Source organism: Streptomyces fractus (assembly GCF_049844455.1).
Classification (GTDB): Bacteria; Actinomycetota; Actinomycetes; order Streptomycetales; family Streptomycetaceae; genus Streptomyces; species Streptomyces fractus.
Window position 1 is genome coordinate 6,416,430 of the sequence record NZ_JBMYHI010000002.1, and the last position, 24,438, is coordinate 6,440,867.

General features: G+C 71.9%; 25 protein-coding genes and 1 tRNA gene. 12 read left to right on the forward strand and 14 right to left on the reverse strand.

Translation table 11 applies throughout. The annotated features are described in order from the left end of the window. Nucleotides 1-95 precede the first annotated feature (95 nt). Nucleotides 96-839, forward strand: a complete 744-nt coding sequence (locus ACP4E5_RS30975) for a TerD family protein (RefSeq protein ID WP_425834395.1) — start codon at nucleotides 96-98, stop codon at nucleotides 837-839. Here the strand turns inward: ACP4E5_RS30975 and ACP4E5_RS30980 are convergent. After that, nucleotides 826-1,671, reverse strand: coding sequence for a TerD family protein (locus tag ACP4E5_RS30980; protein WP_425834397.1), 846 nt, complete (start codon nucleotides 1,669-1,671; stop codon nucleotides 826-828). The two genes, ACP4E5_RS30975 and ACP4E5_RS30980, sit on opposite strands and share 14 nt — an antisense overlap. A gap of 220 nt (nucleotides 1,672-1,891) precedes the next feature. Between ACP4E5_RS30980 and ACP4E5_RS30985 the strand changes: the two genes are divergently transcribed. The 3 genes from ACP4E5_RS30985 (at nucleotide 1,892) to ACP4E5_RS30995 (ending at nucleotide 6,356) form a co-directional block, all read left to right on the forward strand. Next, nucleotides 1,892-3,064 carry an HpcH/HpaI aldolase/citrate lyase family protein gene (locus ACP4E5_RS30985; protein ID WP_425834399.1) on the forward strand — a complete coding sequence of 391 codons (1,173 nt, stop codon included), beginning with the start codon at nucleotides 1,892-1,894 and terminating at the stop codon, nucleotides 3,062-3,064. A gap of 86 nt (nucleotides 3,065-3,150) precedes the next feature. After that, nucleotides 3,151-5,547, forward strand: a complete 2,397-nt coding sequence (locus ACP4E5_RS30990; RefSeq protein ID WP_425841768.1) for a phosphoribosyltransferase — start codon at nucleotides 3,151-3,153, stop codon at nucleotides 5,545-5,547. Then, entirely contained in the window at nucleotides 5,544-6,356 is an 813-nt protein-coding gene (locus tag ACP4E5_RS30995; protein WP_425834401.1) for an HAD family hydrolase, read from the forward strand. The genes ACP4E5_RS30990 and ACP4E5_RS30995 overlap by 4 nt, the downstream gene beginning before the upstream one ends. A gap of 400 nt (nucleotides 6,357-6,756) precedes the next feature. Here ACP4E5_RS30995 and ACP4E5_RS31000 read toward each other — a convergent pair whose 3' ends face one another. The 3 genes from ACP4E5_RS31000 to ACP4E5_RS31010 form a co-directional block, all read right to left on the reverse strand. After that, the gene (locus ACP4E5_RS31000) at nucleotides 6,757-6,972 is read right to left on the reverse strand and encodes an FmdB family zinc ribbon protein (RefSeq protein ID WP_425834403.1); all 216 of its coding nucleotides are present in this window, start codon (nucleotides 6,970-6,972) and stop codon (nucleotides 6,757-6,759) included. 15 nt (nucleotides 6,973-6,987) lie between these two features. Then, nucleotides 6,988-7,500 (reverse strand): DUF4383 domain-containing protein, encoded by a 513-nt coding sequence (locus tag ACP4E5_RS31005; RefSeq protein ID WP_425834405.1) that lies wholly within the window; start codon nucleotides 7,498-7,500, stop codon nucleotides 6,988-6,990. Between the two features lie 89 nt (nucleotides 7,501-7,589). Beyond that, the gene (locus tag ACP4E5_RS31010) at nucleotides 7,590-9,020 is read right to left on the reverse strand and encodes a coiled-coil domain-containing protein (protein ID WP_425834407.1); all 1,431 of its coding nucleotides are present in this window, start codon (nucleotides 9,018-9,020) and stop codon (nucleotides 7,590-7,592) included. A 181-nt stretch (nucleotides 9,021-9,201) separates the two neighbouring features. On the opposite strand from ACP4E5_RS31010, the gene ACP4E5_RS31015 reads away from it, so the two are divergent. Then, nucleotides 9,202-9,273, forward strand: a tRNA-Val gene (locus ACP4E5_RS31015). 41 nt (nucleotides 9,274-9,314) lie between these two features. Here the strand turns inward: ACP4E5_RS31015 and ACP4E5_RS31020 are convergent. Continuing rightward, complete coding sequence (locus ACP4E5_RS31020; RefSeq protein WP_425841771.1) at nucleotides 9,315-9,731, reverse strand: hypothetical protein; 417 nt, start codon at nucleotides 9,729-9,731, stop codon at nucleotides 9,315-9,317. A 132-nt stretch (nucleotides 9,732-9,863) separates the two neighbouring features. On the opposite strand from ACP4E5_RS31020, the gene ACP4E5_RS31025 reads away from it, so the two are divergent. Next, entirely contained in the window at nucleotides 9,864-10,097 is a 234-nt protein-coding gene (locus ACP4E5_RS31025; RefSeq protein WP_425834409.1) for a DUF2277 domain-containing protein, read from the forward strand. On the opposite strand, the gene ACP4E5_RS31030 is transcribed toward ACP4E5_RS31025, so the two are convergent. Continuing rightward, the gene (locus tag ACP4E5_RS31030; RefSeq protein ID WP_425834411.1) at nucleotides 10,085-10,717 is read right to left on the reverse strand and encodes a DedA family protein; all 633 of its coding nucleotides are present in this window, start codon (nucleotides 10,715-10,717) and stop codon (nucleotides 10,085-10,087) included. The two genes, ACP4E5_RS31025 and ACP4E5_RS31030, sit on opposite strands and share 13 nt — an antisense overlap. Nucleotides 10,718-10,957: 240 nt before the next feature. Between ACP4E5_RS31030 and ACP4E5_RS31035 the strand changes: the two genes are divergently transcribed. Then, on the forward strand, nucleotides 10,958-11,503 hold the full coding sequence (locus tag ACP4E5_RS31035; RefSeq protein ID WP_425834413.1) for a superoxide dismutase family protein: 546 nt from the start codon (nucleotides 10,958-10,960) through the stop codon (nucleotides 11,501-11,503). Between the two features lie 92 nt (nucleotides 11,504-11,595). Here ACP4E5_RS31035 and ACP4E5_RS31040 read toward each other — a convergent pair whose 3' ends face one another. From ACP4E5_RS31040 to ACP4E5_RS31055, 4 genes are all read right to left on the reverse strand, one after another. Continuing rightward, nucleotides 11,596-12,048, reverse strand: a complete 453-nt coding sequence (locus tag ACP4E5_RS31040) for a DoxX family protein (protein WP_425834415.1) — start codon at nucleotides 12,046-12,048, stop codon at nucleotides 11,596-11,598. A gap of 96 nt (nucleotides 12,049-12,144) precedes the next feature. Next, nucleotides 12,145-14,103: an FAD/NAD(P)-binding protein gene (locus tag ACP4E5_RS31045; RefSeq protein ID WP_425834417.1), complete on the reverse strand. Its 1,959-nt coding sequence runs from the start codon at nucleotides 14,101-14,103 to the stop codon at nucleotides 12,145-12,147. A gap of 256 nt (nucleotides 14,104-14,359) precedes the next feature. After that, on the reverse strand, nucleotides 14,360-15,994 hold the full coding sequence (locus ACP4E5_RS31050) for an alkaline phosphatase D family protein (protein WP_425834419.1): 1,635 nt from the start codon (nucleotides 15,992-15,994) through the stop codon (nucleotides 14,360-14,362). 96 nt (nucleotides 15,995-16,090) lie between these two features. Then, nucleotides 16,091-16,735, reverse strand: coding sequence for an HNH endonuclease family protein (locus ACP4E5_RS31055; protein ID WP_425841773.1), 645 nt, complete (start codon nucleotides 16,733-16,735; stop codon nucleotides 16,091-16,093). A 285-nt stretch (nucleotides 16,736-17,020) separates the two neighbouring features. Between ACP4E5_RS31055 and ACP4E5_RS31060 the strand changes: the two genes are divergently transcribed. Together ACP4E5_RS31060 and ACP4E5_RS31065 are read left to right on the forward strand one after the other, a co-directional pair. Beyond that, nucleotides 17,021-17,767, forward strand: coding sequence for a DUF4142 domain-containing protein (locus ACP4E5_RS31060; RefSeq protein WP_425834421.1), 747 nt, complete (start codon nucleotides 17,021-17,023; stop codon nucleotides 17,765-17,767). Nucleotides 17,768-17,941: 174 nt separating this feature from the next. Next, nucleotides 17,942-18,619 (forward strand): HAD-IA family hydrolase, encoded by a 678-nt coding sequence (locus ACP4E5_RS31065; RefSeq protein WP_425834423.1) that lies wholly within the window; start codon nucleotides 17,942-17,944, stop codon nucleotides 18,617-18,619. An 85-nt stretch (nucleotides 18,620-18,704) separates the two neighbouring features. Here ACP4E5_RS31065 and ACP4E5_RS31070 read toward each other — a convergent pair whose 3' ends face one another. Beyond that, nucleotides 18,705-19,541, reverse strand: a complete 837-nt coding sequence (locus ACP4E5_RS31070; RefSeq protein WP_425834425.1) for a peptidoglycan-binding domain-containing protein — start codon at nucleotides 19,539-19,541, stop codon at nucleotides 18,705-18,707. A 252-nt stretch (nucleotides 19,542-19,793) separates the two neighbouring features. On the opposite strand from ACP4E5_RS31070, the gene ACP4E5_RS31075 reads away from it, so the two are divergent. Next, on the forward strand, nucleotides 19,794-21,866 hold the full coding sequence (locus ACP4E5_RS31075; protein ID WP_425834427.1) for an MDR family MFS transporter: 2,073 nt from the start codon (nucleotides 19,794-19,796) through the stop codon (nucleotides 21,864-21,866). Here ACP4E5_RS31075 and ACP4E5_RS31080 read toward each other — a convergent pair. Next, nucleotides 21,793-22,350, reverse strand: coding sequence for a GNAT family N-acetyltransferase (locus ACP4E5_RS31080; protein ID WP_425834429.1), 558 nt, complete (start codon nucleotides 22,348-22,350; stop codon nucleotides 21,793-21,795). The genes ACP4E5_RS31075 and ACP4E5_RS31080 overlap by 74 nt on opposite strands. Before the next feature lie 126 nt (nucleotides 22,351-22,476). Between ACP4E5_RS31080 and ACP4E5_RS31085 the strand changes: the two genes are divergently transcribed. Next, on the forward strand, nucleotides 22,477-23,130 hold the full coding sequence (locus ACP4E5_RS31085) for a hypothetical protein (protein ID WP_425834431.1): 654 nt from the start codon (nucleotides 22,477-22,479) through the stop codon (nucleotides 23,128-23,130). 5 nt (nucleotides 23,131-23,135) lie between these two features. Continuing rightward, nucleotides 23,136-23,567 carry a hypothetical protein gene (locus ACP4E5_RS31090; protein ID WP_425834433.1) on the forward strand — a complete coding sequence of 144 codons (432 nt, stop codon included), beginning with the start codon at nucleotides 23,136-23,138 and terminating at the stop codon, nucleotides 23,565-23,567. 56 nt (nucleotides 23,568-23,623) lie between these two features. Here ACP4E5_RS31090 and ACP4E5_RS31095 read toward each other — a convergent pair whose 3' ends face one another. Together ACP4E5_RS31095 and ACP4E5_RS31100 are read right to left on the reverse strand one after the other, a co-directional pair. Beyond that, on the reverse strand, nucleotides 23,624-23,947 hold the full coding sequence (locus ACP4E5_RS31095; protein ID WP_425834435.1) for an antibiotic biosynthesis monooxygenase family protein: 324 nt from the start codon (nucleotides 23,945-23,947) through the stop codon (nucleotides 23,624-23,626). Nucleotides 23,948-23,972: 25 nt separating this feature from the next. Then, on the reverse strand, nucleotides 23,973-24,398 hold the full coding sequence (locus ACP4E5_RS31100; protein WP_425834437.1) for a DnaJ family domain-containing protein: 426 nt from the start codon (nucleotides 24,396-24,398) through the stop codon (nucleotides 23,973-23,975). Between the last annotated feature and the right edge of the window lie 40 nt (nucleotides 24,399-24,438).

Consider the following 24,438-nt stretch of genomic DNA (forward strand, 5'->3'; position numbering starts at 1 on the left):
GGGGCATTCCTGGAACGCTGTGAGCGGGGCGGTTGTACGAGGACGAGTCCTCAGCGGCCGCCCCGTCGGCATGGACGGCGGCACTTGGGGGCGGTATGTCCTTCTGGGACAGGGTATGGCGCGGGAACTCCCCGCAGTTCGAGTTCGATTCGGGCAGTGCGGCGACCAACTCCATCGAACTCACCAAGCGACATCCGGTCGTCTCGCTCTCCAAACAGGGCGCGGCCACCGGCAACCTGCGGGTCAACCTGTCGTGGCGGATGCGGACTTCGGACATCGGCGGTCCCAAGCGGAACAGCCTGGTGCGGCATCCGTTCAGCATGTTCAAACCCGATGTGGTGCAGGCCCACACCCAGTCGATGGTCAATGTGGACCTCGACCTCGGCTGTCTGTACGAGCTGAAGGACGGCACGAAGGGTGTCGTACAGCCGCTCGGCAGTTTCTTCGGGGCGATCAACGAAGCGCCGTACGTGAAGCTCAGCGGTGACGACCGGTTCGGCTCGGCGTCCGGTGAGACGATCTACGTCAATCTCGATCACCGCGACGACATCAAGCGTCTGCTGGTGTTCGTGTACATCTACGACCAGACGCCGGCGTTCGACCGTACGCACGCCCACGTGACGCTGTACCCGAGCAACGGCCCCCGGATCGAGATCAGCCTCGACGAACGGGCGCCGCAGGCCCGTTCGTGCGCCGTGGTCTCCATCGAGAACGTGAAGGGCGACCTCGTCGTGCGGCGCGAGGTGCGCTTCGTGTACGGGTTCCAGGCCGAGCTCGACCGGCTCTACGGGTGGGGCCTGCAGTGGGGCCGGGGCTACAAGTCCGTCACTGGCCGATGAACTGCGGCCCCTGCGGCGGGAGTTTGAAGGCCGGATCGGGCCACGCCGACACCGGCTGCGGATACCCGTACGCGGGCGGCTGCTGCTGGGTGGCGGCCGCGGGCGGATACCCGTACGCGGGCGGCTGCTGGGGCGGCAGCGGGAACGACGTCGCCGAGACCGGCGCCGCCTCGGGCATCGGGCCGGGAGCCGCGAGGGGCGGCGCGGGCTCGGTGGCCGGGGCGGGTGCGGCGGGCACGGGCTCGGGCTCGGGCTCGGCGGCGGGCGCGGCATCGGGTTCGGCGGACTCGTCGACCGAGATGCCGAAGTCGGTGGCGAGGCCCACCAGGCCGTCCGAGTAGCCCTCGCCGACCGCGCGCAGCCGCCAGCCGTCACCGCGCCGGTACAGCTCGCCGCAGATAAGGGCGGTCTCGGCGCCGGTCTCCGGCTTGATGTCGAAGTACGCGATCGGCTCGGCGGACTCGGCCCCGGCGTCGTGGACGGACAGCCGCAGCGACCGCACGTTCTCGAACGGGGTGCCCTCCGGGTCCGTGGAGGCCGTCACGAGGATCCGGGTGATCTCCGCGGGGACGCCCGAGAGGTCCGCCTGGACGGTGTCCGTCATGCCGTCGGCCACGCGCTTCTGGCCGAGCCGCCAGACCTTCCCGCCGGGGTGGCGCGGCTGGTTGTAGAAGACGAAGTCCTCGTCGGAACGGACCTGTCCGTCCGCGGTGAGCAACAGCGCCGAAGCGTCAACGGCCGACACGCCCTGCCCCGGAGACCAGTGGAGCACGGCGCGCACCGCTGTGGCGTCGAGCGGGACGTTCGCCCCCTTGAGCATCGCGTGCGTCATGCGGTCATCCTGCCTCCCCGATCCTGGCCGGGACAACGCGGGGTGCAAAGATCGACATCTCTGTGCGCAGGCATCGTCCGCCGTGCGCGAGACCGGTAAGCGGTGCGCGACACGCGCCAGTTACCAGAATTTCATTACACACGGGAACCTTTGACACACCCTTGTACGTACTATTACCGGCCACATCATTTCGGGTGGCCCAGCGGTACGGGGGAGTCTTATGCGTCATTTCGGGCACATCGCCCCTGAGGTGCGGGAGCGTCTGTTCCACGAGGAGCCGCGGGACTTCACCGCGGACTCCCCGCCCCGCATGCTCGCTGCGGCACTCGGGGCGACGCTCTACAGTCCGGCGACCCGCCCGCACCTCGCCGACGACGTGCTCAAGCAGGCCGGACGAGGCGTCGTCTCCATGGTGCTGTGCCTTGAGGACTCCATACACGACGGCGAGGTGCCGGGCGCCGAGGAGAACCTGGTGCGGCAGTTCACCGAGCTCGCGCGCAGGCACACCGAGGGGGCCGAGCCGCCCCTGCTCTTCATCCGGGTACGGGACCCGGAGCAGATCACCGACCTCGTGGCGCGGCTCGGCGGCGCCGTCGACATGCTGTCCGGATTCGTGCTGCCGAAGTTCACCGAGGAGCGCGGCGTTCCGTTCCTTGAGGCCCTCACCGCGGCCGAGGCGGCCACCGGACGGCGGCTCTTCGCCATGCCGGTCCTGGAGTCCCCCGACCTGCTGTACCTGGAGACGCGCGGCGAGACGCTGGCCGGCATCGCCCGCACCGTCGACAAGTACCGCGACCGCGTCCTCGCGCTGCGCCTCGGCGTCACCGACTTCTGCTCGGCGTACGGGCTGCGCAGGCCGGCGGACATGACGGCGTACGACGTCCAGATCGTGGCCTCCGTCATCGCCGACGTGGTCAACCTGCTGGGCCGGGCGGACGGCACCGGGTTCACGGTGACCGGGCCCGTCTGGGAATACTTCCGCCACCAGGAGCGCATGTTCAAGCCGCAGCTGCGCCGCAGCCCCTTCCTGGAGGGGCGGGCCGACGACCTGCGGCAGGCGCTCATCCGGCACGACATGGACGGCCTGCTGCGCGAGATCGAGCTGGACCGGGCCAATGGCCTGCTGGGCAAGACCTGCATCCACCCCACGCACGTACTGCCCGTGCACGCGCTCTCCGTCGTCAGCCACGAGGAGTACAGCGACGCCTGCGACATACTGCGGCCCGAGCGGGGCGGTGGCGGCGTGCTCCGGTCGGCGTACACGAACAAGATGAACGAGGTGAAGCCGCACCGCGCGTGGGCCGAGCGCACGCTGCGGCGCGCGGAGGCGTTCGGGGTGGCGCGGGAGGACGTGGGGTTCGTGGAGCTGCTGACGGCCGGGTTGCCGGGATGAGTGACGAGGAGAGTCGGGCTTTCGAGGTGCGTGAATTCGGGGTGCGTGAGGTCGGGGTGCGTGAAGAGGCGAGAGGCAGCGGGAACGTGGTGTGGTCAGGGGAGTGGGTCGCCGAGCGGCTCGGGGTCGGGCTGACCGGGGACCGGGAACTGCCCGGGCTGCTCGGCCTCGCGCTGCGGCGCAACCCCAAGCGCGCGCACCTGCTGGTGTCGAACGTACTGGGCAAGCACGTCCCGCAGCGCCCGTCGGTGGTGTGGAGTTCGGGGCGCGAACTCGGCGTACGCGTACGGGAGTTGCTGGGCGACGACGCGGCGCGCCGGGCGGTCGTCCTCGGCTACGCCGAGACGGCGACGGGACTCGGGCACTCGGTCGCCGACGGTCTCGCCCTCGCGACCTATCTGCACTCCACGCGCAGGCCCGTCGAGGGCGTGGCCCGCGCGGGCGGCTTCGAGGAGTCCCACTCGCACGCCACCTCGCACCTGCTGCTGCCCGAGGACCCGCACCTGCTCGCGGGGGACGGCCCGCTCGTCCTCGTCGACGACGAGTTCTCCACGGGGAACACGGTCCTGAACACCATCCGGGCGCTGCACGAACTGCACGCGCGCGAGCACTACGTCATCGTCGCGCTCGTCGACATGCGCTCGCCGGGCGACCAGGGGCGGCTCGCCGGGTTCGCGAGCGAGATAGGGGCCCGGGTCGACCTGGTGGTCGCCGCGCGCGGCACGGTGGAGCTGCCCGACGGAGTGCTGGAGAAGGGGCAGGCGCTCGTCGCCGCGCACGAGGGCGGCCGACTGCCCGCACCCCGCAAGGAGCGCGCCCAGGTCGTACGCCTCGACGACATCGGCTGGCCGCGGGGCCTGCCGGACGGCGGACGGCACGGGTTCACGCCAAAGCACCGGGAGCGCCTCGAAGCGGCGCTGCCCGGCATGGCCGCGCGCCTCGCGCCGCACCTCGGCGACGGACGCGTACTCGTGCTCGGCAACGAGGAGTTGATGTACGCGCCACTGCGCCTCGCCACCGAGCTGGAGGCGGCGGGCGCCGACGTCGCGTACTCCACCACGACCCGCTCGCCCGTCCTCGCCGTCGACGACCCCGGCTACGCGATCCGCAGCCGCCTCGTCTTCCCCGCGCACGACGCGCCGGCCGACGGGCCGGGGGAGCGGTTCGCGTACAACGTCGCGGGCGGCGGCTTCGACACGGTCGTCGTCGTGCTCGACTCGGTGGGCGACACGGTCGAACTCGAAGGCCCCGGCGGGCTGTTGGAGCAGGTCGCCGAGCACGCGTCGCGGGTCGTCGTGGTCGTGGTGCCGTCGTACGTTCCTCAGGAAAGGTCCCCCATGCCGTTGCCCGAGCCGCTGCGCGGCCCCGCGTTCTCCTCGTACGCGCCGGACGAGGTGGGCTGGCTGCTCCAGGACCTCTCGGACGTACAGCTGGAGGCGCCGACCGAGGAGCGCGAGGAGGCCATTCAGGGCGGTGGCGCGCACTACGCGGAGTCGCTGCCCGTCGAGTACCAGCCCAGCGCGCGGTACCAGGAGCTGTTCCACGCGGCGCTCGACGCGTCGGCGGGACGAATAGCGCACGCGGTGGGCGTCGTCACCGAGACGGTGCTCGCCGAGCGTTCGCCGCGCCCGGTCCTCGTGTCGCTCGCGCGCGCGGGGACGCCGGTGGGGGTGCTGATGCGACGCTGGGCGCTGCGGCGGCACGGCCTGGAGCTGCCGCACTACGCCGTGTCGATCGTGCGCGGGCGGGGCATCGACGCGAACGCGCTGCGCTGGCTCGCCGCGCACCACGATCCGGCGGACGTGGTGTTCGTCGACGGGTGGACCGGCAAGGGCGCCATCACGCGCGAACTCGCCGCCGCGGTCGCCGAGTTCGAAGGGTTCGACCCGGAGATCGCCGTGCTCGCCGACCCGGGGTCGTGCGTGCGGACGTACGGGACGCGGGAGGACTTCCTCATCCCCTCGGCCTGCCTCAACTCCACGGTGTCCGGGCTGATTTCGCGGACGGTGCTGCGCTCGGACCTGGTCGGGCCCGACGATTTCCACGGCGCGAAGTTCTACTCCGAGCTGGCAGGTTCGGACGTCTCCGGGCGGTTCCTCGACGCGGTGGAGGAGCGGTTCGCGGAGGTCGCCGATGCGGTCGACGCCGAGGCCAAGGAATTGCAGGGGATCGACCGCACGCCCACGTGGGAAGGGTGGGCGGCCGTCGAGCGGATCAGCGAGGAGTACGGGATCCACGACGTGAACCTCGTGAAGCCGGGGGTCGGCGAGACGACGCGGGTGCTGCTGCGGCGGGTCCCCTGGAAGATCCTCGCGTGCGAGGACGCCGGGGCCGATCTCGACCATGTGCGGCTGCTGGCGGAGCAGCGTGGGGTTCCGGTGGAGGTGGTCGGTGAACTCCCGTACACCTGCGTCGGGTTGATCCATCCGAAGTTCACGCGCGGGGCGACGGGGACGGACGGCAAGGCGGTGGCGGCCAAGTGACCACCACCCCCACCGTCGTCGTCGCGAGTGACCTCGACCGTACGCTCATCTACTCCGCCGGTGCGCTCGGCCTCACCATGCCGGACGCGCGGGCGCCGCGGCTGCTCTGCGTCGAGGTGTACGAGGGCAGACCCCTGTCGTACGTCACTGAGGACGCGGCCGAGCTGTTGGTCGAGCTGGGGCGGCGTGCGGTGTTCGTGCCCACGACCACGCGGACGCGGGAGCAGTACGCGCGGGTGCGGTTGCCGGGGGCGGCGCCGGCGTACGCGATCTGTGCGAACGGTGGGCACCTGTTGGTCGACGGGGTGTCCGACCCGGAGTGGCGGCGTGCGGTCGGGGAGCGGCTCGACTCGGAGTGTGCGCCGCTCGGGGAGGTGCGGGAGCGGATGGTCGCCGCGGCGGATCCGGCGTGGCTGCTGAAGGAGCGGGTCGCGGAGGATCTGTTCGCGTATCTGGTCGTCGACCGGGCGGCGTTGCCGGAGGGGTGGGTCAAGGAGCTCGGGGAGTGGGCCGACGGGGTCGGCTGGGGGGTGTCGCTTCAGGGGCGGAAGGTGTACGCCGTGCCGAAGCCGTTGACCAAGGGGGCGGCGGTTTCCGAGGTCGCGCGGAGGGTGGGGGCGGGGTTGACGTTGGGGGCGGGGGATTCGCTGCTGGACGCGGATCTGCTCCGCGTGGTGGACCGGGGGTGGCGGCCGGGGCACGGGGAGTTGGCGGATGTGGGGTGGGTGTCGCCCCGGGTGACGGTGCTGGCTGAACGGGGGGTTGTGGCGGGGGAGGCGGTGTTGCGGGGCTTCCTCGGGTCGCTGTGAGCGCGGGGCGGCGCCGGGGCCCCGGGCCGGTGCCGGGGTCGGCGCCCGTCGTCGTGGGTGCGCGGCACCGGGGGCCGCCTTGCCCACCCTGCCGCCCAAGGCGGCAGATTGCCCAAGGCGGGCGGCACCGGACGGTGGCAGATTGCCCAAGGCGGGCGGCACCGGACGGTGGCAGATTGCCCGAGGCGGTGGCGGCCGACCGCCACGGGTGGGGGACCGTCCCGGCGGCAGATCGCCCGAGGCGGGCGGCGCCGGGTGTGTCGTTGCGGGTGGGGGACCGGCCCCGCGGCAGGTTGCCCGAGGCTCGGGCGGCAATATCAAGCCCCGCCGGCGATTGAGGCGCGGGGGCCGGGGCGGAGCCCCGAGGCCGTAACGCCGGTGGCGGCCGTCCGGCCCCGGGTCAGCCGCAGCAGCCGCCCCCGCAGCATCCGCCGCCACCGGCAGCGGCGCTCGGGGCCGGAGACGTGGCCGTGCCTGCCACCGAGACCGTTGAGAGGAGCTTGGTTGTGTCCTCGTGGCCCTCGGGGCAGGTGGCCGGGGCGGCGGAGGCGGACATGGGGCGGCTGAGTTCGAAGATTGTGGCGCAGCTGCGGCAGCGGTACTCGTAGCGTGGCATGCGCCAAGAGTACGGTCAGGCCCGGTCAGTTGGTGCGTGCCTGGCCTGCCAGTACGGGTTGTCGTGCGGCAGCGTCCCGCTGACCCGGCCGTACATGCCGAAGAACATCAGCAGTACGCCGACGACGAAGCTGAACAGCACGTTCTGGATGCGGAACGCCAGGAAGTTGAGGTCGGTGTCCAGCAGGGCCAGGTTCACGAAGCCGCTGAGGATGAACAGGATGCCCAGCGTCATGTTGAGCGTCGACGCGAAGTTGCCGCCGATCAGCATTCCGGCGAAGAGCAGCAGGCCGACGCAGATGGACAGGACGCTCAGCGCGCCGTTCGTGTTCAGGCCCGCGACGGTGTCCCCGCGGGTGTCGAAGAAGCCGATCTTGTCGATGAGCCCGAGGATGCCGAAGGCGAGCAGGACGAGTCCCATGAGGCCCGCCCCGGTGCGGTACACCTTGCTGAGGCGGTGGTCGAGGGGCAGATGCTCGTCGAGCGTGACATGGCGTCGGGGCCTGGGGTGGAGTACGTGCGTGGACATGATCGCCTCGCTTCCCAGCACGCGGCACGTGTGCACCTGAGGAACGTACGTACCTCCAGGATCCGCCCGTCCCCCGGCGAACGCCAACGTCAGACGCCGCCGCCGCGGTCCTCGCGGATCTGTGTGACCACGCGGGCCACCGTCCGGCGCACGCTCTCCGTCTCGGTCAGGAAGTGCCAGTAGTCGGGGTGCCGTCCCTCCAGGCCCGCGACGGCGCGGTCCAGGCGTGCCACCGAGTCGTCGAGGGGGCGGGCGTGCCGTGGGTCGGGTGTGGAGCGGCCTGCCATCGCGAGGCGCTGCGCGTCCCGGATCGCGAACCGGGTGCGGTCGATCTCCGCCCGCGGATCTTTCGCCACCGCGTTCAGCCGCTGGAGGCGGTCGGAGGCCGCCGACACCGACTCGTCCGTCGCGTTCAGCAGCGCGCGGACCGTGGACAGCAGTGCCGTCGCGTTCGGCCAGTCCTGGCTCTCGCGGGCCGCCCGCGCCTCGGCGAGCTTGGACTCGGCCTGCCGCACGTTCTCCGCCGCCGTGTCCGGCACGGACTGGAGGTCCTGCCAGCACGCGGCGGTGAACCGGCGCCGCAGCTCGCTCAGCACCGGCTCGACCTGCCCCGCCCGCGTCTGGAGCGCCTGGGCGCGGGTGCGCAGGGAGACGAGCCTGCGGTCGATCTCGGCCGCCCGCTCGGGCAGCCGCTCGGCCTCGGCCCGCACGGACTCGGCGTCACGCGCGACCCGCTCCGCGCGCTCCAGCGTCTCCGGTACGCCGTGCTGCCCCGCCCCCTGGTTGAGCTTGGTCAGCTCGGGGCCGAGGGCGGCGAGCCGGCCCGCCAGGTCGTCGGCCTTCAGGCCCGCTTGCCGTACGGAGTCGAGCGCGGTCGTCGCCGCGAGCAGGGCCTGCCGGGCGCGCTCCACGGACGGGGCGACCCGCGCCAGTTGCGTCTCCGCCTTGCCGAGCAGCGGTCCGATGCCCTGTGCGAAGCGGTCCAGGTCCTGCTTGACCTGCGTCAACTGCTGTTTCGCCTGCGTGAGTTGGGTGTGCGCGCGGGAGGCGGCCGACGCTTCGAGGTCGTCGCGGTCCAGGTCGGTGGCGTCGACCGCGGTGATGTACTGCCCGCTGGCCTCGTCGATGCGGCGGCCGAGCCCCGCGAAGTCGTCCACGGCGCGGCGGGCGGCCGGCGAGTCGTCGACCGCGGTGATCGTCTCGATCGAGATGCGCAGGTCGCGCTGCGCGGTGTCCAGCTCGTAGAAGGCCGCGGCCGCGTCGTCCTTGGCGGCCTGGGCCTGCGCGCGCTGCGATTCGGCGCGGCCCCCGAACCACCGGCGGGTGCCTCCGGCGTTGAACGCGCCCGTGAGCGTGGCCGTGAGGAGGGGGAGCGGGAGGGCGACGAGCGTCAGGGTGTCCTTGAGGGCGCGTCCGAAGGACGCCGCGGGGCGTCGGGAACCGGGGGCGGACGACTGACGCGCGTTCCTCGTGGTCGTCGTCGCCGTCACTAACCTCTCCCGCGCTGTCCGTGCCGTCATCAGCTCTGCCCGGTCCATTCTCCCATCGGTTAATGACGAACACACGGGTCCGTTAGTTCGCGGTTCGCCGGGTGACTTTCGTCCGCGTCGCGTCGGCGTCGGCCTGGGGGTTACCTGTTTGCCGAGCATGGGCACCGGCAAGGTAGGCTGTCGACTCGTCCTGGCGGTACGCCGGGATCACGGGCGCGTAGCTCAGGGGTAGAGCGTCTGCCTTACAAGCAGAATGTCGGCGGTTCGAAACCGTCCGCGCCCACCGCGATGCGTGAAGCACGATGAACGAAGGCCCTCAGGCGATCAAGCCCGGGGGCCTTCGTCGTTCCCCGGCTCGTCGTTCCCCGGCTCGTCGTTCCCCGGCTCGTCGTTCCCCGGTTCGTCGTTCGTCGGCTTGTCGTGTACGTGCTTGAGGCGTGCGCGGGCCCGCACCGCGTCGGCGCCCGACAGTTCGGACCAGTACCGGTGGCACGTCACGAAGATGGCCAGCTCCAGCTCGCGCCTGCGGAGCTTCTCGACCTCCGCCTGTTCGTCCTCGCTCCAGCCGGGGGAGGCCGCGCGCTCCATCTTGCGCCAGCCCTGCGTGTCCATGACGGCATCGTGGGGCTCGACCGACCAGGGGAGCCGCTTCAGCAGGGCCAGGAGTTCGGCCCTGATCTGATGCAGCTCTGCCTGGCCCGCGAGGAGGTCGTCGGGGAAGTCGAAGTCGGAATCATCGATCGCTGCCACCCGGCAATGGTACGTCTGTTCGAATTTGGGGTGCGAGCAACTTCGGCTACTTCGTCGGGCAGTTCACGCGAACGTGTGGTCGATCGCCGGGTGCCGGGCGGGCCGTGGCGGCAGACTGGAGGCATGTGCCGCAGCATCAAGACCCTTCGCCCGCCCGTCCTCCCCGAAGAGGCCACCGAGGACGAGATCAGGGCCGCCGCCCTTCAGTACGTGCGGAAGGTGTCCGGCTTCCGGGCGCCGGCCGCGCACAATCGCGAGGTGTTCGAACGGGCGGTGGACGACATCGCCCGCGCGACCGCCGAGCTGCTCGACGGACTCGAGGTGCGCGGGCACCCGAAGGCCGCTCAGGCCTCCTGAGCCGCCGGAACCGGCCTGCGCATCACATACGCCGCCACCGCGCCCGCGCCCACCAGGGCGAGGACCGAGACGACGGTGGAGAGCCAGCTCGCGCCGAGCCACTGCGCGCCGAAGTAGCCGAGCGCCACGCTGTACGCGGCCCAGGCCACGCCCGCGAGCGCGGACCACGGCAGGAACTCGCGGACCCGGCGGTGCGCCGTGCCGGCCGCGAAGGAGACGACCGAGCGGCCCGCGGGCGCGAACCGGGCGATGATCACGAGCAGTCCGCCGCTGGAGCGCGCGAGCGCCCCGCCGAGACGTTCCTGCGCGGTGCTCAGGCGCCGCGAGCGGGCCAGGGCGCGGTCCAGGCGCTCGCCGCCGCGCCAGGCGATCCGGTACGCGACCAGGTCGCCGAGGACCGAGGCCGTCGCGGCGCAGAGGGTGAGGGCCAGCAGGTCGGGGAGGTCGGGGTGCGGCACGCCGCCGGTGGCGGCGGCGCCGCCCGCGGTCGCGGTGGCCGCGGCGATCACGAGGAAGCCGCTGGGCAGCACGGGCACGAAGACGTCGAAGACGACGGAGAGCGCCACGATCGCGTAGATCCATGAGCTGTCGGTCAGCGACCCCAGGACACTCTGCAGCACTGTTCGCCTACTCCCGTACGGACCGTTCCGGTGTTTCCCGGCCGTTCCCTCCAGGCAGGAGCGGCTGACATGACAGCTCTACAGCGTACGCCTCGGAAGTGGCTGAAGTGGCGAAAGGGGCACAGATGTTCCCGATCTCACGTTCCCGCGTGTTCCTGCCGTGATGGGTCGGTCACGTCCCGTACCAAAAAGCCAGTAGTGGACGGGTCCCGTGACCCCGAGTGAGCGGAGGAACCGGAAATGAAAGCAAAAATCGTGACGGGTGTGTTGGCTGCGGCCATGCTCGCGGTGACGAGCGGCACGGCGAGCGCGACGACGAGTTACTGGGTGCGGGCGGCGGGGCACTTCTCGCCGCCCAACGCGTTCGTGGCGTCGTCGGCGCTCACGTACGACAAGGGCCTCGTGCCCCCGGCGTCGTCGATCCAGGTGGCGCAGCACGGAACGGAATCGGGCATGACCGTGAGCCTGTACGTGAGAGGGCTCGTCCCAGGTCACAAGTACGGCGCGCACGTGCACCAGAAGGCGTGCGGCGCCGACCCGAAGGCGGCGGGCGGGCACTACCAGAACGTGGTGGACCCGAAGCGGGTGACCGCCGAGAACGAGCTCTGGCTCGACTTCACCGCCGACGCGGACGGCAACGGCAGCGCGAAGGTGCACAAGTCGTGGGGGCTGCGGCCGGGCGGCGCGGGCTCCATCGTGATCCATGACAAGCCGGGCACGTCGGGGGACCGGGTGGCGTGCTTCACGGTGCCGTTCGCCTCGATCTCCGGAGGCTCGATTCTCTGAGGCTCCGTTTCCAGGGGCCCGGTGCGTACGGCGGCGGCCCGCCCTCCACGGTTCACGTGGGGAGCGGGCCGCCGCCGTACGCGCGGGGTGCGTCAGGCCGGGACGGCCTCGCCGGCCGGTGCGGTCTCCTCGACCCGCTCGCCGCGTCCGGCGAAGAGGCGGTCGAGGCCCAGCGCGCCGGAGCCGGTGAAGACGAGCAGCAGCATCGCCCAGCAGAACAGCACGGAGGCCTCGCCGCCGTTCTGGAGCGGCCACAGGGCCTCGGGCTGGTGGACCTTGAAGTACGCGTAGGCCATCGAGCCCGACGCGATCAGGGCGGCGAAGCGGGTGCCGAGGCCGAGCAGCACGAGGGCGCCGCCGACGAGCTGGATCACGGCCGCGTACCAGCCGGGCCAGGTGCCGGTCGGGATGGTGCCGCCATTGCCCATCGCGCCGCCGAGGACGCCGAAGAGCGAGGAGGCGCCGTGGCAGGTGAAGAGCAGGCCTATGACGATGCGGAAGAGGCCGAGGGCGTAGGGCTGGGCGCTGTTCAGACGTCCAGTCATGGTGGGGCTCCTTCGGTCGGTGGGGACGAAACCGAGAGCACCGGCGCGAGGAGCGCCTTCGTCGCCGCTGCCGCCACCGGTGTGGGGCGCCAAAGATTAGGGGAACCTAATTAGTGCTTGCAAGTTCAACATCCGGCCATGATCGCCCTCCGGATCCGCCTCCGCTTCGGCCGGCGCGGGGTTCGACCCGGCCGTGCGCAGGGCGGCGCGGGCCACCGCGTCGGCGTCGGACAGGGTGACCGAGTCGACGCCCGGACGGGCGCCCGCGGCGGTCACCCAGTGCACCCCCTCGGTGGGCACGCCGAAGGCGAACCGCCGTGCGTGTGCCCGGCCTTGACGGTTGATCAGGTGGTACGGGCGAGGTGTGACGTCGAGGCCGCCGGTCTCGTGCCCGTCGACCGAGTGCGGCCGGGCGCCGCCGGTCTTGAGGAGGCGTTCGAGCAGGTCGTCGGCGGTCCTGCGGATGTCGGGCTCGGGCAGTCGGGCCTCGATGAGTGTGGTGACCCTCACGGTCGAACCGGGCACGTCGGGCGAGTGCGCCACGAAACGGCCGCCTTGCGCCCTCACCTCCATGCGTGGCCCCACGACGGTCAGGACGCCGGCCTCGATCAGCGCGGTCATCTCCTCGATACGGCGCCGGGGCGGCCCGATCGACAGGAACGCGTTGAGCGGGGTGTACCAGCGGTCGAGGTGATCGCGGCGCGAGGCGCCGGTCAGGCCGCCGTGGTCGACGACGAGCCGCAGCTCGTTGCGCAGGTCGCGCAGTACGTCGAGGGCGGCCTTCACCGGCCCGTCCACGTTGCCGAGCGCGGCGTGTGCGGCGTCCTCGCGGAGATGGCCGAGAAGCCAGGTGTGCCATGTGGCGGGCGAGGTGTATGTGCGGCCCGAGGTCGGGCGGGAGACGCGGTCCCAGGACCACAGAAGGTCCTCGGGAATCCCGAACTCCCGGAGAACGGTGGCCTCTTGGCGGGAGCGGTGGGGTGTGGCGAGGAAGCGCTCGCGGAAGGGGGCTTCGGTGCGGGGGCGGGCGTCGGTGGCCCGCAGGAGCGCCTCGTAGTAGACCGTCTCGACCTCTTTCGCGACCAGCGGCCATATGTCGGCGAGGAAGTCGGGGGCGTCCGCGGAGTCGGCTCTTTTGCGGAATCCGGCTATCAAGTCGGGTGTCAGTACGGCGGGTTGGTGGCGGCCGTACGCCCCTTTGGCGTTGTCGCCGCGCGCCTGGTGCGGGATGCCGCGGCGTGAACCCGCGTACAGGCGGGGCTCGTTGCCCGAGGGCAGGTAGCGCAGGCCGCCGTCCGCCGTGCGTACGTGGCGTCCGCCGCGGCCTTCCGTCAGCAGGGCCATGTGGTCGAAGAAGTTGAGGCCGAGGCCGCGCAGGAGGACGGGTTCGCCGGGGGCCAGGGGGCTCAGGTCGAGGTCGGCCGGGTTGGCGGGCGGGAGGTGGCGCAGGCCGTGCCGCCCGGCGTACTCGGTGAGGCAGCGCTCGGCCGGGGTGGCGACGGCGGGCAGGTGGCCCTGGGTGAGGACGACCGCGTGCAGGCCGGTGAGGCGGTGGCCGTCGGCGAGGGTGAGGGCCTGATGGCCGCCCTCGGTGTCGTCGAGGCGGACGGCGCGGGTGGCGTGCGTGACGACCTCGACGGACGCGGGGGCGGCCGCCACCGTCTCGGCGTGCACCCAGCGCAGATAGCGCCCGTACTGGGCGCGGGTCGGGTACGCGTCGGGGCCGACGGGCGTGTCGTGCCGCAGCGCCCACTCGTACAGACTCGGGCCCGGGCGGATCGGGCCCGAGCAGTCGACGCTGTCGTCGGTGAACAGGGTGACCTGCGAGGCGACCGTGTTCATGAGGAGTTCCGGCGCCTGGTCCGTGCGCCAGACGGCGCCGGCGCCAGGGGGGTGCGGGTCGATCACGTGGACCGTGAGGTGGGCCCCGGGCGGGAGGAGCTCGTCCGCCGACGCGGTGAGGCGCTCCAGGACGCTGGTGCCGCGGGGGCCCGCGCCGACGAGGGCGACGGCGAGCGCGGGGTGGGGGACGGGCAAGGGGGACTCCCGAGGCATGTGGGGGTGCTGGGAAGCGGATGGACCGCCTCATCATGCCGTTTCCCTGCCGGGAGTGGTGTGGGGTGGTGGGGGTGTGGTCCGTCTCACCTGGCCCGACGTTCCTACGCCACGGGGCTCCGCCCCGGACCCCGCGCCTCAATCGCCGGCGGGGCTTGAAAGATCGGGGCTCTGCCCCGGGCCCCGCGCCTCAAGCGCCGGCGGGGCTTGATAGGCCGCAGCGGCTTGATTGGTGCGATGGGGGGTGTCTCGGTGTTTACGTCAAGGTTCGGGTGTCGGTTTGGGTCAGGGTGTTGTGGGGGGTTGCCTGGGTGAGGGTCAGGTGGGCGGCGCGGGAGTGGAGGGTCAGGGTCATCAGTTGGTTGCCGAACCAGGGGCCGCCCGTGCGGCGCCAGGTGATGTGGGGTGCGCCCGCGCGTGCGTGGCGGGCGAAGCGGCGGCCGATGAGCCGGCCGAACCGGCTCCAGCCGAAGCGGAAGCCGACGCGTATGGACGCCGGGACGGAGTTGTGGACCGGGGAGCAGGTGAGTTGCAGGACCCGGGCGCTCGGCGCCGCCGCGCCCGCGGGCCAGGTCGGCTCGGCGACGTACGCGTGATGGACGTCACCGGAGAGGACCGAGATGGTCGCCGGCGCCGCGTCGCCCGAGCCGGCCTCCGCGATCAGGTCCGCGAGCGCCGCGAACGACGTCGGGAACGCCGCCCAGTGCTCCAGGTCCGCCCGCCGCCGCAGATCCTCCCCGAACCGCGCCCAGCGCGGCCCCCGCTCGCCCCGGCACAGCGCCGCGTTCCACTCCTCCGCGTCGTGGATGAGGTGCGGGAGCAGCCACGGAAGTGAGGTGCCGATGAGGAGGTGGTCGTACGTGCCGTGGTCCGCCAGGGCCTGTTCGCGCAGCCATTTCGCTTCGCTGGGCGAGAGCATCGACCGGTGCTGTTCGTCCAGGACGCGGGCCGCCCGCGAGTCCACCATCAGCAGCCGTACGCGGCCGAAGTCGCGGCGGTAGCTCCAGCGGACGGAGTCGGGGTCCGCGTCGGCGCGCGCCGCGAACTCCCGCAGGGCGTCCGTCCCGTCGGGGGTCGCGCGCACGGCGGCGTAGACGGGGTCGGTCGCGAGGGCGGCGGGCGACAGATTGCCGATGTGCTGGTGCACCCAGTACGACATCAGGCCGCTGAGCAGGCGCTCGCGCCACCACGGGATCGCGCGCATGTCCGCGAGCCAGGAGGCGCTGGTGTTCCAGTCGTCGATCAGGTCGTGATCGTCGAAGATCATGCAGCTGGGGACCGTGGAGAGCAGCCAGCGGACCTCCGGGTCGAGCCATGACTCGTAGTAGAGGTGCGTGTATTCCTGGTAGTCGGCGACCTCGGTGCCGGGGGGTTCCGAGAGGTCGCGGCGGCGGGCCAGCCATGCCTGCGTCGCCGGGGAGGTCTCGTCCGCGTAGACCTGGTCACCGAGGAGGACCAGGACGTCGGGGCGCTCCGCGTCCGGGTCGGCCGCGATGCGGGCGGCCAGGGTGTCGAGGGCGTCGGGGCCGACGGGGTCGTGTTCGGCGGCGGGCGGCGCCGCCCAGCGGCAGGAGCCGAAGGTGACGCGGACCGGGGCGTCCGCCCCGTACGCCGGGGTGCGGATGGTGCTGGCCGGGAACGGCGAGTCCGGCAGCGGCCAGACCCCGCCGCCGTCGAGGACCACCTCGTACGTGGTCTCCGTGCCGGGAGTGAGCCCGGTGACCGGGACCAGCGCGTAGTGGTGCCCGTCGATCTGGAACGTGGCCGCGCTGCCCGAAGCGCCGTCCGCGCAGCGCACCTCGGCGACGCAGGGCCGGCTCGCCTCGACCCACACCGTCGCCGTTTCCTCGTCCACGTACCGCAGCAGTGGTCCAAGGCGCAGCCTCGCCACGTGATCGCCTCCGCTCGTATCCCCGACGTTCCGGCACCGTACGGTACGGAACGTCGGGGAGGGCGGGCAGGTTCCGGGAAGCCCGGCCCCGGGGCCTCAGCAGCCGCTGAGGCCCGACTGGATCGCCGACTTCTCCGCCGGGTCGACGCTGAGCTTGTAGTAGTGCTTCACCTGGACCCACATCCGCAGATACGTGCAGGTGTACGCGGTGCGCGAGGGCATCCACTCGGCCGGGTCCTGGTCGCCCTTGGACTGGTTGACGTTGTCGGTGACCGCGATGAGTTGCGGCCGAGTGAGGTCGTTGGCGAAGCCCTGGCGTGCGGCGGTGGTCCAGGAACTGGCGCCCGACTTCCACGCCTCGGACAGCGGGACGACGTGGTCGATGTCGACGTCGGAGGCCGCGGTCCACGTCGCGCCGTCGTACTCGGAGTACCAACTGCCGGACGTCGCCGCGCAGTCGGAGCCCGTCACGACGTTCTTCCCGTCGCGCTTGAGGACCTCCTCGCGGGTGTTGCACGTGCCGGACTGGGTGATCCAGTGCGGGAACTTGTCGCGGCTGTAGCCGTCGGAGGAACCTTCCGCCTTCTCGGTCAGCTCGCCGAGGTACGTACGGGCGGTGGCGGCGCTGACGGGGGTGGGCGGGGAGGCCTGGGCGGACGGGGCGGCGAGCAGCAGGGCGAGGGCGGTGACGCCGGTGGCCGCCGCGGCGAACGAGGATCGACGCGCGTAGACCGGGCGTATGCGGCGCGGGGTCGAGCTGGGGCGCATGTGAACTCCCTTGGTGTGGGGTGGAGTTACGTGGGACCTGCCGTGCGGTGGGCGTGCTGGGTGCCGTGGGGTGTTCGGTGTGGCAGGGTCGCGTCAATATGGTGGCGGGCCCGGGGGTCGATCACAAGTGGGCCCGGTGAAACGGGAGTTGGCGGGGGCCGGACGCGAAAAAGAACGAGGGGATTTTCGCCGAGTGCTGATCGGTCCGGGGTCCGCGTCCGTACTCTCCGGTGTCCCTCGTTCGCTACTGGAGGCACCATGCGGCTCTCGCGCTCCACGGCCGGAAACTTCTTCGTGATCGGCGCGTTGATCGTCACCGTCTCGGCCCTGGCCTATCCGGCCATGCTCGGCGTGCAGAACACGACCACGACGCAGGCGCGCGTCGTCGGCAGCACCCGCTGGGGTCCGCTCACCGAGGCCGACCGGGACTTCGTGGTCAAGGTCAGGTCGGCGGGGCTGTGGGAATTCCCCCTGGGTCAGGAGGTCCTGAAGCGGGGGACGACGCCGGCGATGAAGACGGCCGGGCGGCACCTCGTCGTCGGGCACTCCCTGCTGGACGCCAGTTGCCGCAAGATCTCCCAGGATCTGGGCATCACGCTGCCCAACCAACCCACGGCGCAGCAACAGCAGTTCGTGGTGACCGTGGAGTCCAAGCGCGGCACGGAGTTCGACTCCACGGCGTCGAACATCATGCGCGTGACGCACGGGCAGATCTTCCCGGCCATCAGCAACATCCGGGCCACCACCCGGAACACCGAGATACGGCGGCTCGCGAACGAGGCCAACGACGTCGTGCGCGACCACATGGAGGTCCTGGAGAAGACCGGCCTCGTCAACATGGACCAGGCCCTCGCCCAGCAGACCGGCCCGCCGCCGCTCCCGAAGGCGCAGATGACCCCGCCCGCGCCGCAGCCCGGAGCGCCGCAGGTCGCGCTGATCGCGCCGCCGGGGTTGGAGAATCCGTACACGAAGACGTTCCCGTCATCGCCGCCCACGACGCGCTGACCTGCGGCGCAGGGGGTGGTCGGCGCGGTGCGAGGGGGGCGGGTGGCGATCTTCGGGAGAGTTTTTGTATCGTGGAGAAACAAAGTGGCACCCGCCCGTTCAACCCTGACCAGCGGGCGGGGCCGCCTTGTCCCTCTTCTGCCTCCGCAGCCCTCCGCAGTCTGGAGCCCGCCGATGACGGCCACGCCCACTGTCCCCACTGTTCTGAAGGCGCGCGCACTCCTCCTCGACATGGACGGCACCCTCGTCAACTCCGACGCCGTCGTCGAGCGGATCTGGCGCCGCTGGGCCGCCGCCCACGGATTCGACGCCGAGGAGGTCCTCTCCGTCGCGCACGGCCGCCAGGCCCACGCCACGCTGGCCGAGCTGCTCCCCGAGCGGCCGATGGAGGAGAACTACGCGGACAACGCGCGGATGCTCGCCGAGGAGACCTCCGACGTGGAGGGCGTCGTCGCCGTGCCGGGCGCTCCGCGGTTCCTGGAGTCGCTCGTCACGGGTGGCGTTCCGCACGCCCTCGTCACCTCCGCCGATCTCGCGCTCTCGACGGCACGGATGGGGGCGGCGGGGCTCGCGTACCCGGCGGTGCGGGTGACCGCGGAGAACGTGGGGGCCAGCAAGCCCGACCCCGAGGGGTTCCTGAAGGGCGCGGCCGAGCTGGGAGTCGATCCGGCGGACTGCGTCGTCTTCGAGGACTCGGGGGCGGGGATCGCGGCGGGGCGCTCCGCGGGGATGCGGGTGGTGGGGGTTGGGCCTCGTGCTCTTCGGCACGGGCCCACCGTCTGTGTGGCGGATCTTTCGGGGGTGCGGGTCGAGGTTCTGGCCGATGGTGAGGTTGCGCTGCATCTGGGGTGACGTTCTGCCCTGGGCCACATTGGTTTGGGTCCGGTGCGGATCGCGCCGTGATGGGGTCGGGCGCGCAGTTCCCCGCGCCCCTTGGCTATCCGTGCCTCCGTATCCGTTGACCACCGGTCTCGCGTTCCAGGGCTGTGCGGGTCGGGGGGCCGTATTCGCCGTGCTTGTCGTCCTTGATGCCGCGTGAGAACTGGTAGGTGCCGACCGCGGTCTCCGTGGAGCTGTCGAAGTCGCCGTTGACGTCGCCCACGTAGATGTTCAACTGCTTGAGGCGCCACTGGAGTTCGGCGACGTCCTGGCCGTGGTCGCCCCTGCGCAGTGTCGTCGCGTCCCTCGGCGTCGACGACGTGGAGCGGGAGGGGGAGGCCGACGGGCTCTTCTTGTGCTCCTTCTGCTCCGTGGCGGGCTTCTCGCCGGTCGCGCTGGGTGAGGGCGTGACCGTCCGTGAGTGCGTCGGCGAGGGCGACGGGGGCGGGGTGTCCTTCGCCGACGGGGACGCGGAGCGTGTCGCGGAGGAGGTCGCCGAGCGGGACGGGGTGAACGGCATCGCCGTCGCCTTCGCGGCCGTGTTGTCGGAGGCCGAGGCCCCGTCGTCGCCCGGAGACGTGATCAGCACCGTCACCAGGGTCGCCACGCTCAGCACGGCCGTGACCGCGGAGAGCAGCAGCATCCGGCCGTGCCTGGCCGGTTCGTCCGGCTCCGGTCCCTCGTCGGCGTCGTCGTCCGCGGTGTGCGCGGGAGGCGGCGGGTACGCGTACGGGTCGGCGGCCCGCGGCGGGGCGGGCTGCGAGGGCTCCGAGAGCGAGACGTAGGGGCGGACACGGAGCGGAGCGAAGGCTTCCGGATCGCAGGCGCAGGACGGTGCGCCGTCGGGGCCTTCCCCGGTCCCGCACTCCGGACACGTACGACGTTCTTCGCTCACTGCCGAGAACCCCCTCCGAGCGTCCCGGCCCCCCGCCGGTCGCTCCAGCGCATTATGCAGACCCGCGGGCCCCGGCCGCAGCGCCGGTCCCATAAACGCTCGTCAGCACCGGTGTGCACGGAGTGACCGGAAACCGCCGCGAAAAACTTCGAGCGCCGCATGACTCAACAGGCCAAACCTGGTCACACCTACCAGGATGGGAAGTACCAAGCACCCGGTCCCTTCCGGGCCGGGCCGGCTTCGGAGGTGGCCATGAGCAGCCAGGACGTCGACGCCGTGGGACCGGGAGACAGCGGTCGCGGAGCGCCCGCCGCACCCAAGGAGAACGCCAAGTCCGGCGGCGTCCTCGTGTCGATCGGCGCGCTGCTGCTCGGCATGCTGCTGGCCTCGCTCGACCAGACGATCGTCTCCACGGCCCTGCCGACCATCGTCAGCGACCTCGGCGGCCTGGAGCATCTGTCCTGGGTCGTCACCGCGTACATGCTCGCCGCGACGGCGGCGACCCCGCTGTGGGGAAAGCTCGGCGACCAGTACGGGCGCAAGAAGCTCTTCCAACTCGCCATCCTCATCTTCCTGGTGGGCTCCGCGCTCTGCGGACTCTCCCAGAACATGGGCCAGTTGATCGGCTTCCGTGCCCTCCAGGGACTCGGCGGCGGCGGCCTCATGGTGCTGTCCATGGCGATCGTCGGCGACATCGTCTCGCCGCGTGAACGCGGCAAATACCAGGGCCTGTTCGGCGCGGTCTTCGGCGCGACGAGCGTCCTCGGACCGCTGCTCGGCGGACTGTTCACCGAGCACCTGAGCTGGCGCTGGGTCTTCTACGTCAATCTGCCGATCGGCGTCGTCGCGCTCCTCGTGATCGCCGCGGCCCTGCACATCCCGGTCCGCTCCACCAAGCACCGCATCGACTACCTCGGCACGTTCCTCGTCGCCTCCGTCGCCACCTGCCTCGTCCTGGTCGCCTCGCTCGGCGGCACCACCTGGGCCTGGGGCTCGCCGCAGATCATCGGTCTCGCGGCGCTCGGCGTCGTACTCGGGGTGGCCTTCGTCTTCGTGGAGTTCCGGGCGTCGGAACCGGTCCTGCCGATGCGCCTGTTCCGGGTCCGCACCTTCACTCTCTCCGCGATCATCAGCTTCGTCATCGGCTTCGCGATGTTCGGCGCGATGACGTACCTGCCGACGTTCCTCCAGGTCGTACAGGGCGTCACACCGACCATGTCCGGTGTGCACATGCTCCCCATGGTCTTCGGCATCCTGCTGTCGACCACGCTGTCCGGGCAGGTCGTCAGCCGCACCGGGCGCTGGAAGATGTTCCCGGTCGCCGGCACGGCCATCACCCTGATCGGGCTGCTGCTCCTGCACAACATGGACGAGCACACGGCCACCGGCGTCATGAGCCTGTACTTCTTCGTCTTCGGCGCGGGCCTCGGCCTCGTCATGCAGGTCCTGGTCCTGATCGTGCAGAACGCCGTCCCCTACGAGGATCTGGGCGTGGCCACATCGGGCGCCACGTTCTTCCGGTCCATCGGCGCCTCGTTCGGTGTGGCGATCTTCGGCACGATCTTCGCGAACCAGCTCGGCAGCAGGCTCGGCGACGCTCTCACCGGACGGCAGCTGCCGCCGGGCGTCACTCCGGACTCGCTCGGCGCCGACCCGCGCGGCATCGCCTCGCTCCCGCCGGACGTGCGGGCGCCGGTGATCCACGCCTACTCCACGTCCATCACGGACGTCTTCCTGTACGCGGTCCCCGTCACGCTGCTCGCCTTCGCGCTCGCGCTGCTCCTGCACGAGGACCCGCTGCGCGGCTCGGTCACCGCGCCCGACGTCACCGAGACGCTCGCCAGCAACCCCGTCGAGCGCTCCTCGTACGACGAGGCGGTGCGCGCCCTGTCCACGCTCGGGAGCCGCGAGGGGCGCCGCGAGGTGTACGAGAAGATCACCGCGAAGGCCGGTTACGACCTGCTGCCCGCCGCGAGCTGGCTGGTCCTGCGCACCCATCGCAACGGGTGGGCCGAGCCGGGCGTGCTCGCCGAGTACACGGCGATCCCGCTGCCCGTGATCCTCGACGCGGCCCGGCAGGTCGAGGAGCGCCGCCTCGCCGTGCGCGAGGGCCCCGACCTGATCCTCACCGACGAGGGCCGCGTCGTCGCCGAACGCCTCGCGCGGGCCCGCGAGGAGTCCCTCGCCGAACTGCTCGGCGACTGGTGGGGCCCGGACCGCCCCCGCGACCTCGTCCGGCTGGTCAGGGACCTCAACATGGAGATGTGCGGCTCGGACGAGGAGCGTCCGCACGCGAGCGCGGGGTCGACGCCAGTGCCTTCCTGAACCAGTGCTCGGCGTAGACGTCGTCGTTGTGCGGCGCCGTCTCCTCGTAGCCGAGCCGCGCGTACAGGGCCCGTGCCTCCACCAGGTCGTCGCGGGTGTCGAGGCGGATCGCGGTCGCGCCGAGCGCGCGGGCCGCGCCCTCGGCCGCCGCCACCAGGAGCGCGGCGCCGCCCTTGCCGCGCAACTCCTCGCGTACGTAGACGCGCGTGAGCTCGGCCGTCACCGCGTCCACAAGGCGTACGCCCGCCGTCCCCGCGGGCTCGCCCGCGAAGCGCGCGAGCAGCAACTGGCCGTGGGGCGGCGCCAGTTCACTGCCGGACTCGGCGGCGATCGCCCGCTCCAGCTCGGCCGGGTCCGACGCGTGCCCCTCGTGCAGCAGATACCAGCGGTCGCTGACCTCCGTGTAGTACGCGCGCCAGAGCACGGCCGCGGCGGGGGAGTCGTACGGCTCCGGGGAGACGGTCCAGGACGTGGTGGTGTTCATGGGACATGGTGAGGCCGGTGGGGCGGACGGGCGCAACCGGAATTCGCCGTGCCGGGGCCCGGTCCGTTTCAGGCGGCCCGCCGGGGCAACCCGGCCCGCAACAGCCACAGTTGAGGGAAGGCAGTCATGTCCACAGGCTTGATCATCGCTCTGATCGTGGTGGGGGTCGTGATCGTGGTCGCGGCCGGGTTCTTCGCCGCGCGGTCCACACCCCGTGGCGGGCGCGGGCTGCGGCGCCGCTTCGGGCCCGAGTACGAGCGGGCCGTGGCGCGGCACGACGGTGACACCAAGGCCGCCGAGCGGGAGTTGGCCGAGCGCGTGCGGCGCCACGGTGCGCTGCGCGAGCAGCCGCTGGACCCCGCCGCCCGCGAGCGCTACCTGGCCCGCTGGGCCGACGCCCAGGAACACTTCGTCGAGTCCCCGGACGTCGCCGTCGCCGAGGCGGACCTGCTCCTCGCCGACCTGGCGCACGAGCGCGGCTTCCCGGAGGGCGACCGCTACGACGAGCAGCTCGACGCGCTCTCCGTCCACCACGGCCCGCACGTGCACGGCTACCGGCGCGTGCACCGCGCGGCGCACGCCCGCACGGGCCGCGCGGACGAGAGCAGGGCCGGGACGGAGGAGCTGCGCGAGGCGATGGTCGAGGCGCGGCCGCTCTTCGACGAACTGGTCGGCCCGGACCGCGCGACGGCCCGCGCCCACACCTCGGACCGGCCCGCCCACCATCACCGCGACAAGCGGAACGGCGTCTTCAAGGGGCGTCTGGCGAAGGGGAGTTGAGACACATGACGGACATCGAACGAGCCGAGGCCGACGGCGTCGACAAGGGCGTCGCGATGGACCCCGCAGTCCCCACGACGCGGCGCGAGCCGGACCACGCGCCGGGCTCCATGGCGGGCCGCGAGGCGGATGGCAAGGTCGCCCCCGAGCCAGGAACGCGTGCCGGGCGGCGCTCCGATCTCGTCCCGGCGGGTGAGCGCGAGGCGCTCGAAGGCCGGCTGCGGCACGCGCTCACCGGCTTCGTCGACGAGCCGCGCGCCGCCGTGGAGGAGGCCGACCACGTCCTGGAGGACCTGACGGCCCGCCTCACCGAGACCCTCGCGGGCCACCGCCGCACCCTGCGCACGACGTGGCAGGGCTCGACGGAGGACACGGAGCGGCTGCGCCTCGCGCTCCGCGACTACCGGGAGACGGCGGAGCGCCTCCTGAGCCTCTGAGCGAAGGCACCTCCGAGGCGGACCGGGTCCCGCGCCGGGCGGGGCCCGGTCCGGCGCTACGCCGACTTGGGCGCCGCCTGCTGGACCACCTCGAACGACCACACCGTGGACGCGCTCGACGCCGGCTTCGGGCGGTCGCCGCCCTGCGGGCCCTGGTGGGCCGCCTTCATGGGCCCCTCCATCCAGGCCTGGAAGGCGGCCTCGTCGCGCCACCGGGTGTAGACGAGGTACTGGTCGGTGCCCTCGATCGGGCGCAGCAGCTCGAACCACTCGAACCCGTCGGAGTTCTCGACGGCGCCGGCCCGCGCGCCGAAGCGCTTCTCCAGGACTTCCCGCTGCTCTTCCGGGACGGTCAGTGCGTTGATCTTCACGATGCTCATGCGTCCATCGTGCCTCAGCGCCCGATCAGGCCGACTCGCGCCCCGGCCGCGCCTCCCGCCACTCCCGCACCATCTCCTCGATCTCGTCCGAGGTGTACGGCTTCAGGCCGAGCGGCGGCCCGGGCGGCGGTTTGAACATCATGTCGCGGATCTTGTCGTTGAGTTCCGTGATCATGCGGCGCACGATCCGCTCCGACGGCGCCTTCGGCAGCGCCGCCAAGGTGTCCTCGGCCTCCTTGCGAAGGGCGAGCGAGGGCGGCAGGACGGAGAAGCCCTCGCGGGCCAGCTTTCCCTTGATCCACCAGTTTTCGTCGTACGTGGTGTCGGCCGAGGATTCGAGCGGCTTGCCCGCGCCTGGCAGCGACGAGAAGTCGCCGCGTCGTTCCGCGTCGCGGATCTGCTTGTCGACGAATGACTCGAAGCTGACTCCGGGCGGTTTGCGTTCGGTCATGAAGCAAGTGTCCCAGAGCGGATCGTGGCGCCATAGGCTG

Excerpts from the sequence above, each read along its gene's own strand:
- ACP4E5_RS31080 (WP_425834429.1), bottom strand. The coding sequence starts at position 22,350 with ATGAACACCACCACGTCCTGGACCGTCTCCCCGGAGCCGTACGACTCC.
- ACP4E5_RS31085 (WP_425834431.1), top strand. The coding sequence starts at position 22,477 with ATGTCCACAGGCTTGATCATCGCTCTGATCGTGGTGGGGGTCGTGATC.
- ACP4E5_RS31000 (WP_425834403.1), bottom strand. The coding sequence starts at position 6,972 with ATGCCACGCTACGAGTACCGCTGCCGCAGCTGCGCCACAATCTTCGAA.
- ACP4E5_RS30980 (WP_425834397.1), bottom strand. The coding sequence starts at position 1,671 with ATGACGCACGCGATGCTCAAGGGGGCGAACGTCCCGCTCGACGCCACA.
- ACP4E5_RS31035 (WP_425834413.1), top strand. The coding sequence starts at position 10,958 with ATGAAAGCAAAAATCGTGACGGGTGTGTTGGCTGCGGCCATGCTCGCG.
- ACP4E5_RS30975 (WP_425834395.1), top strand. The coding sequence starts at position 96 with ATGTCCTTCTGGGACAGGGTATGGCGCGGGAACTCCCCGCAGTTCGAG.
- ACP4E5_RS31040 (WP_425834415.1), bottom strand. The coding sequence starts at position 12,048 with ATGACTGGACGTCTGAACAGCGCCCAGCCCTACGCCCTCGGCCTCTTC.
- ACP4E5_RS31010 (WP_425834407.1), bottom strand. The coding sequence starts at position 9,020 with ATGACGGCACGGACAGCGCGGGAGAGGTTAGTGACGGCGACGACGACC.
- ACP4E5_RS31005 (WP_425834405.1), bottom strand. The coding sequence starts at position 7,500 with ATGTCCACGCACGTACTCCACCCCAGGCCCCGACGCCATGTCACGCTC.
- ACP4E5_RS30985 (WP_425834399.1), top strand. The coding sequence starts at position 1,892 with ATGCGTCATTTCGGGCACATCGCCCCTGAGGTGCGGGAGCGTCTGTTC.
- ACP4E5_RS31095 (WP_425834435.1), bottom strand. The coding sequence starts at position 23,947 with ATGAGCATCGTGAAGATCAACGCACTGACCGTCCCGGAAGAGCAGCGG.
- ACP4E5_RS31025 (WP_425834409.1), top strand. The coding sequence starts at position 9,864 with ATGTGCCGCAGCATCAAGACCCTTCGCCCGCCCGTCCTCCCCGAAGAG.
- ACP4E5_RS31075 (WP_425834427.1), top strand. The coding sequence starts at position 19,794 with ATGAGCAGCCAGGACGTCGACGCCGTGGGACCGGGAGACAGCGGTCGC.
- ACP4E5_RS31090 (WP_425834433.1), top strand. The coding sequence starts at position 23,136 with ATGACGGACATCGAACGAGCCGAGGCCGACGGCGTCGACAAGGGCGTC.
- ACP4E5_RS31060 (WP_425834421.1), top strand. The coding sequence starts at position 17,021 with ATGCGGCTCTCGCGCTCCACGGCCGGAAACTTCTTCGTGATCGGCGCG.
- ACP4E5_RS31065 (WP_425834423.1), top strand. The coding sequence starts at position 17,942 with ATGACGGCCACGCCCACTGTCCCCACTGTTCTGAAGGCGCGCGCACTC.
- ACP4E5_RS31100 (WP_425834437.1), bottom strand. The coding sequence starts at position 24,398 with ATGACCGAACGCAAACCGCCCGGAGTCAGCTTCGAGTCATTCGTCGAC.
- ACP4E5_RS31045 (WP_425834417.1), bottom strand. The coding sequence starts at position 14,103 with ATGCCTCGGGAGTCCCCCTTGCCCGTCCCCCACCCCGCGCTCGCCGTC.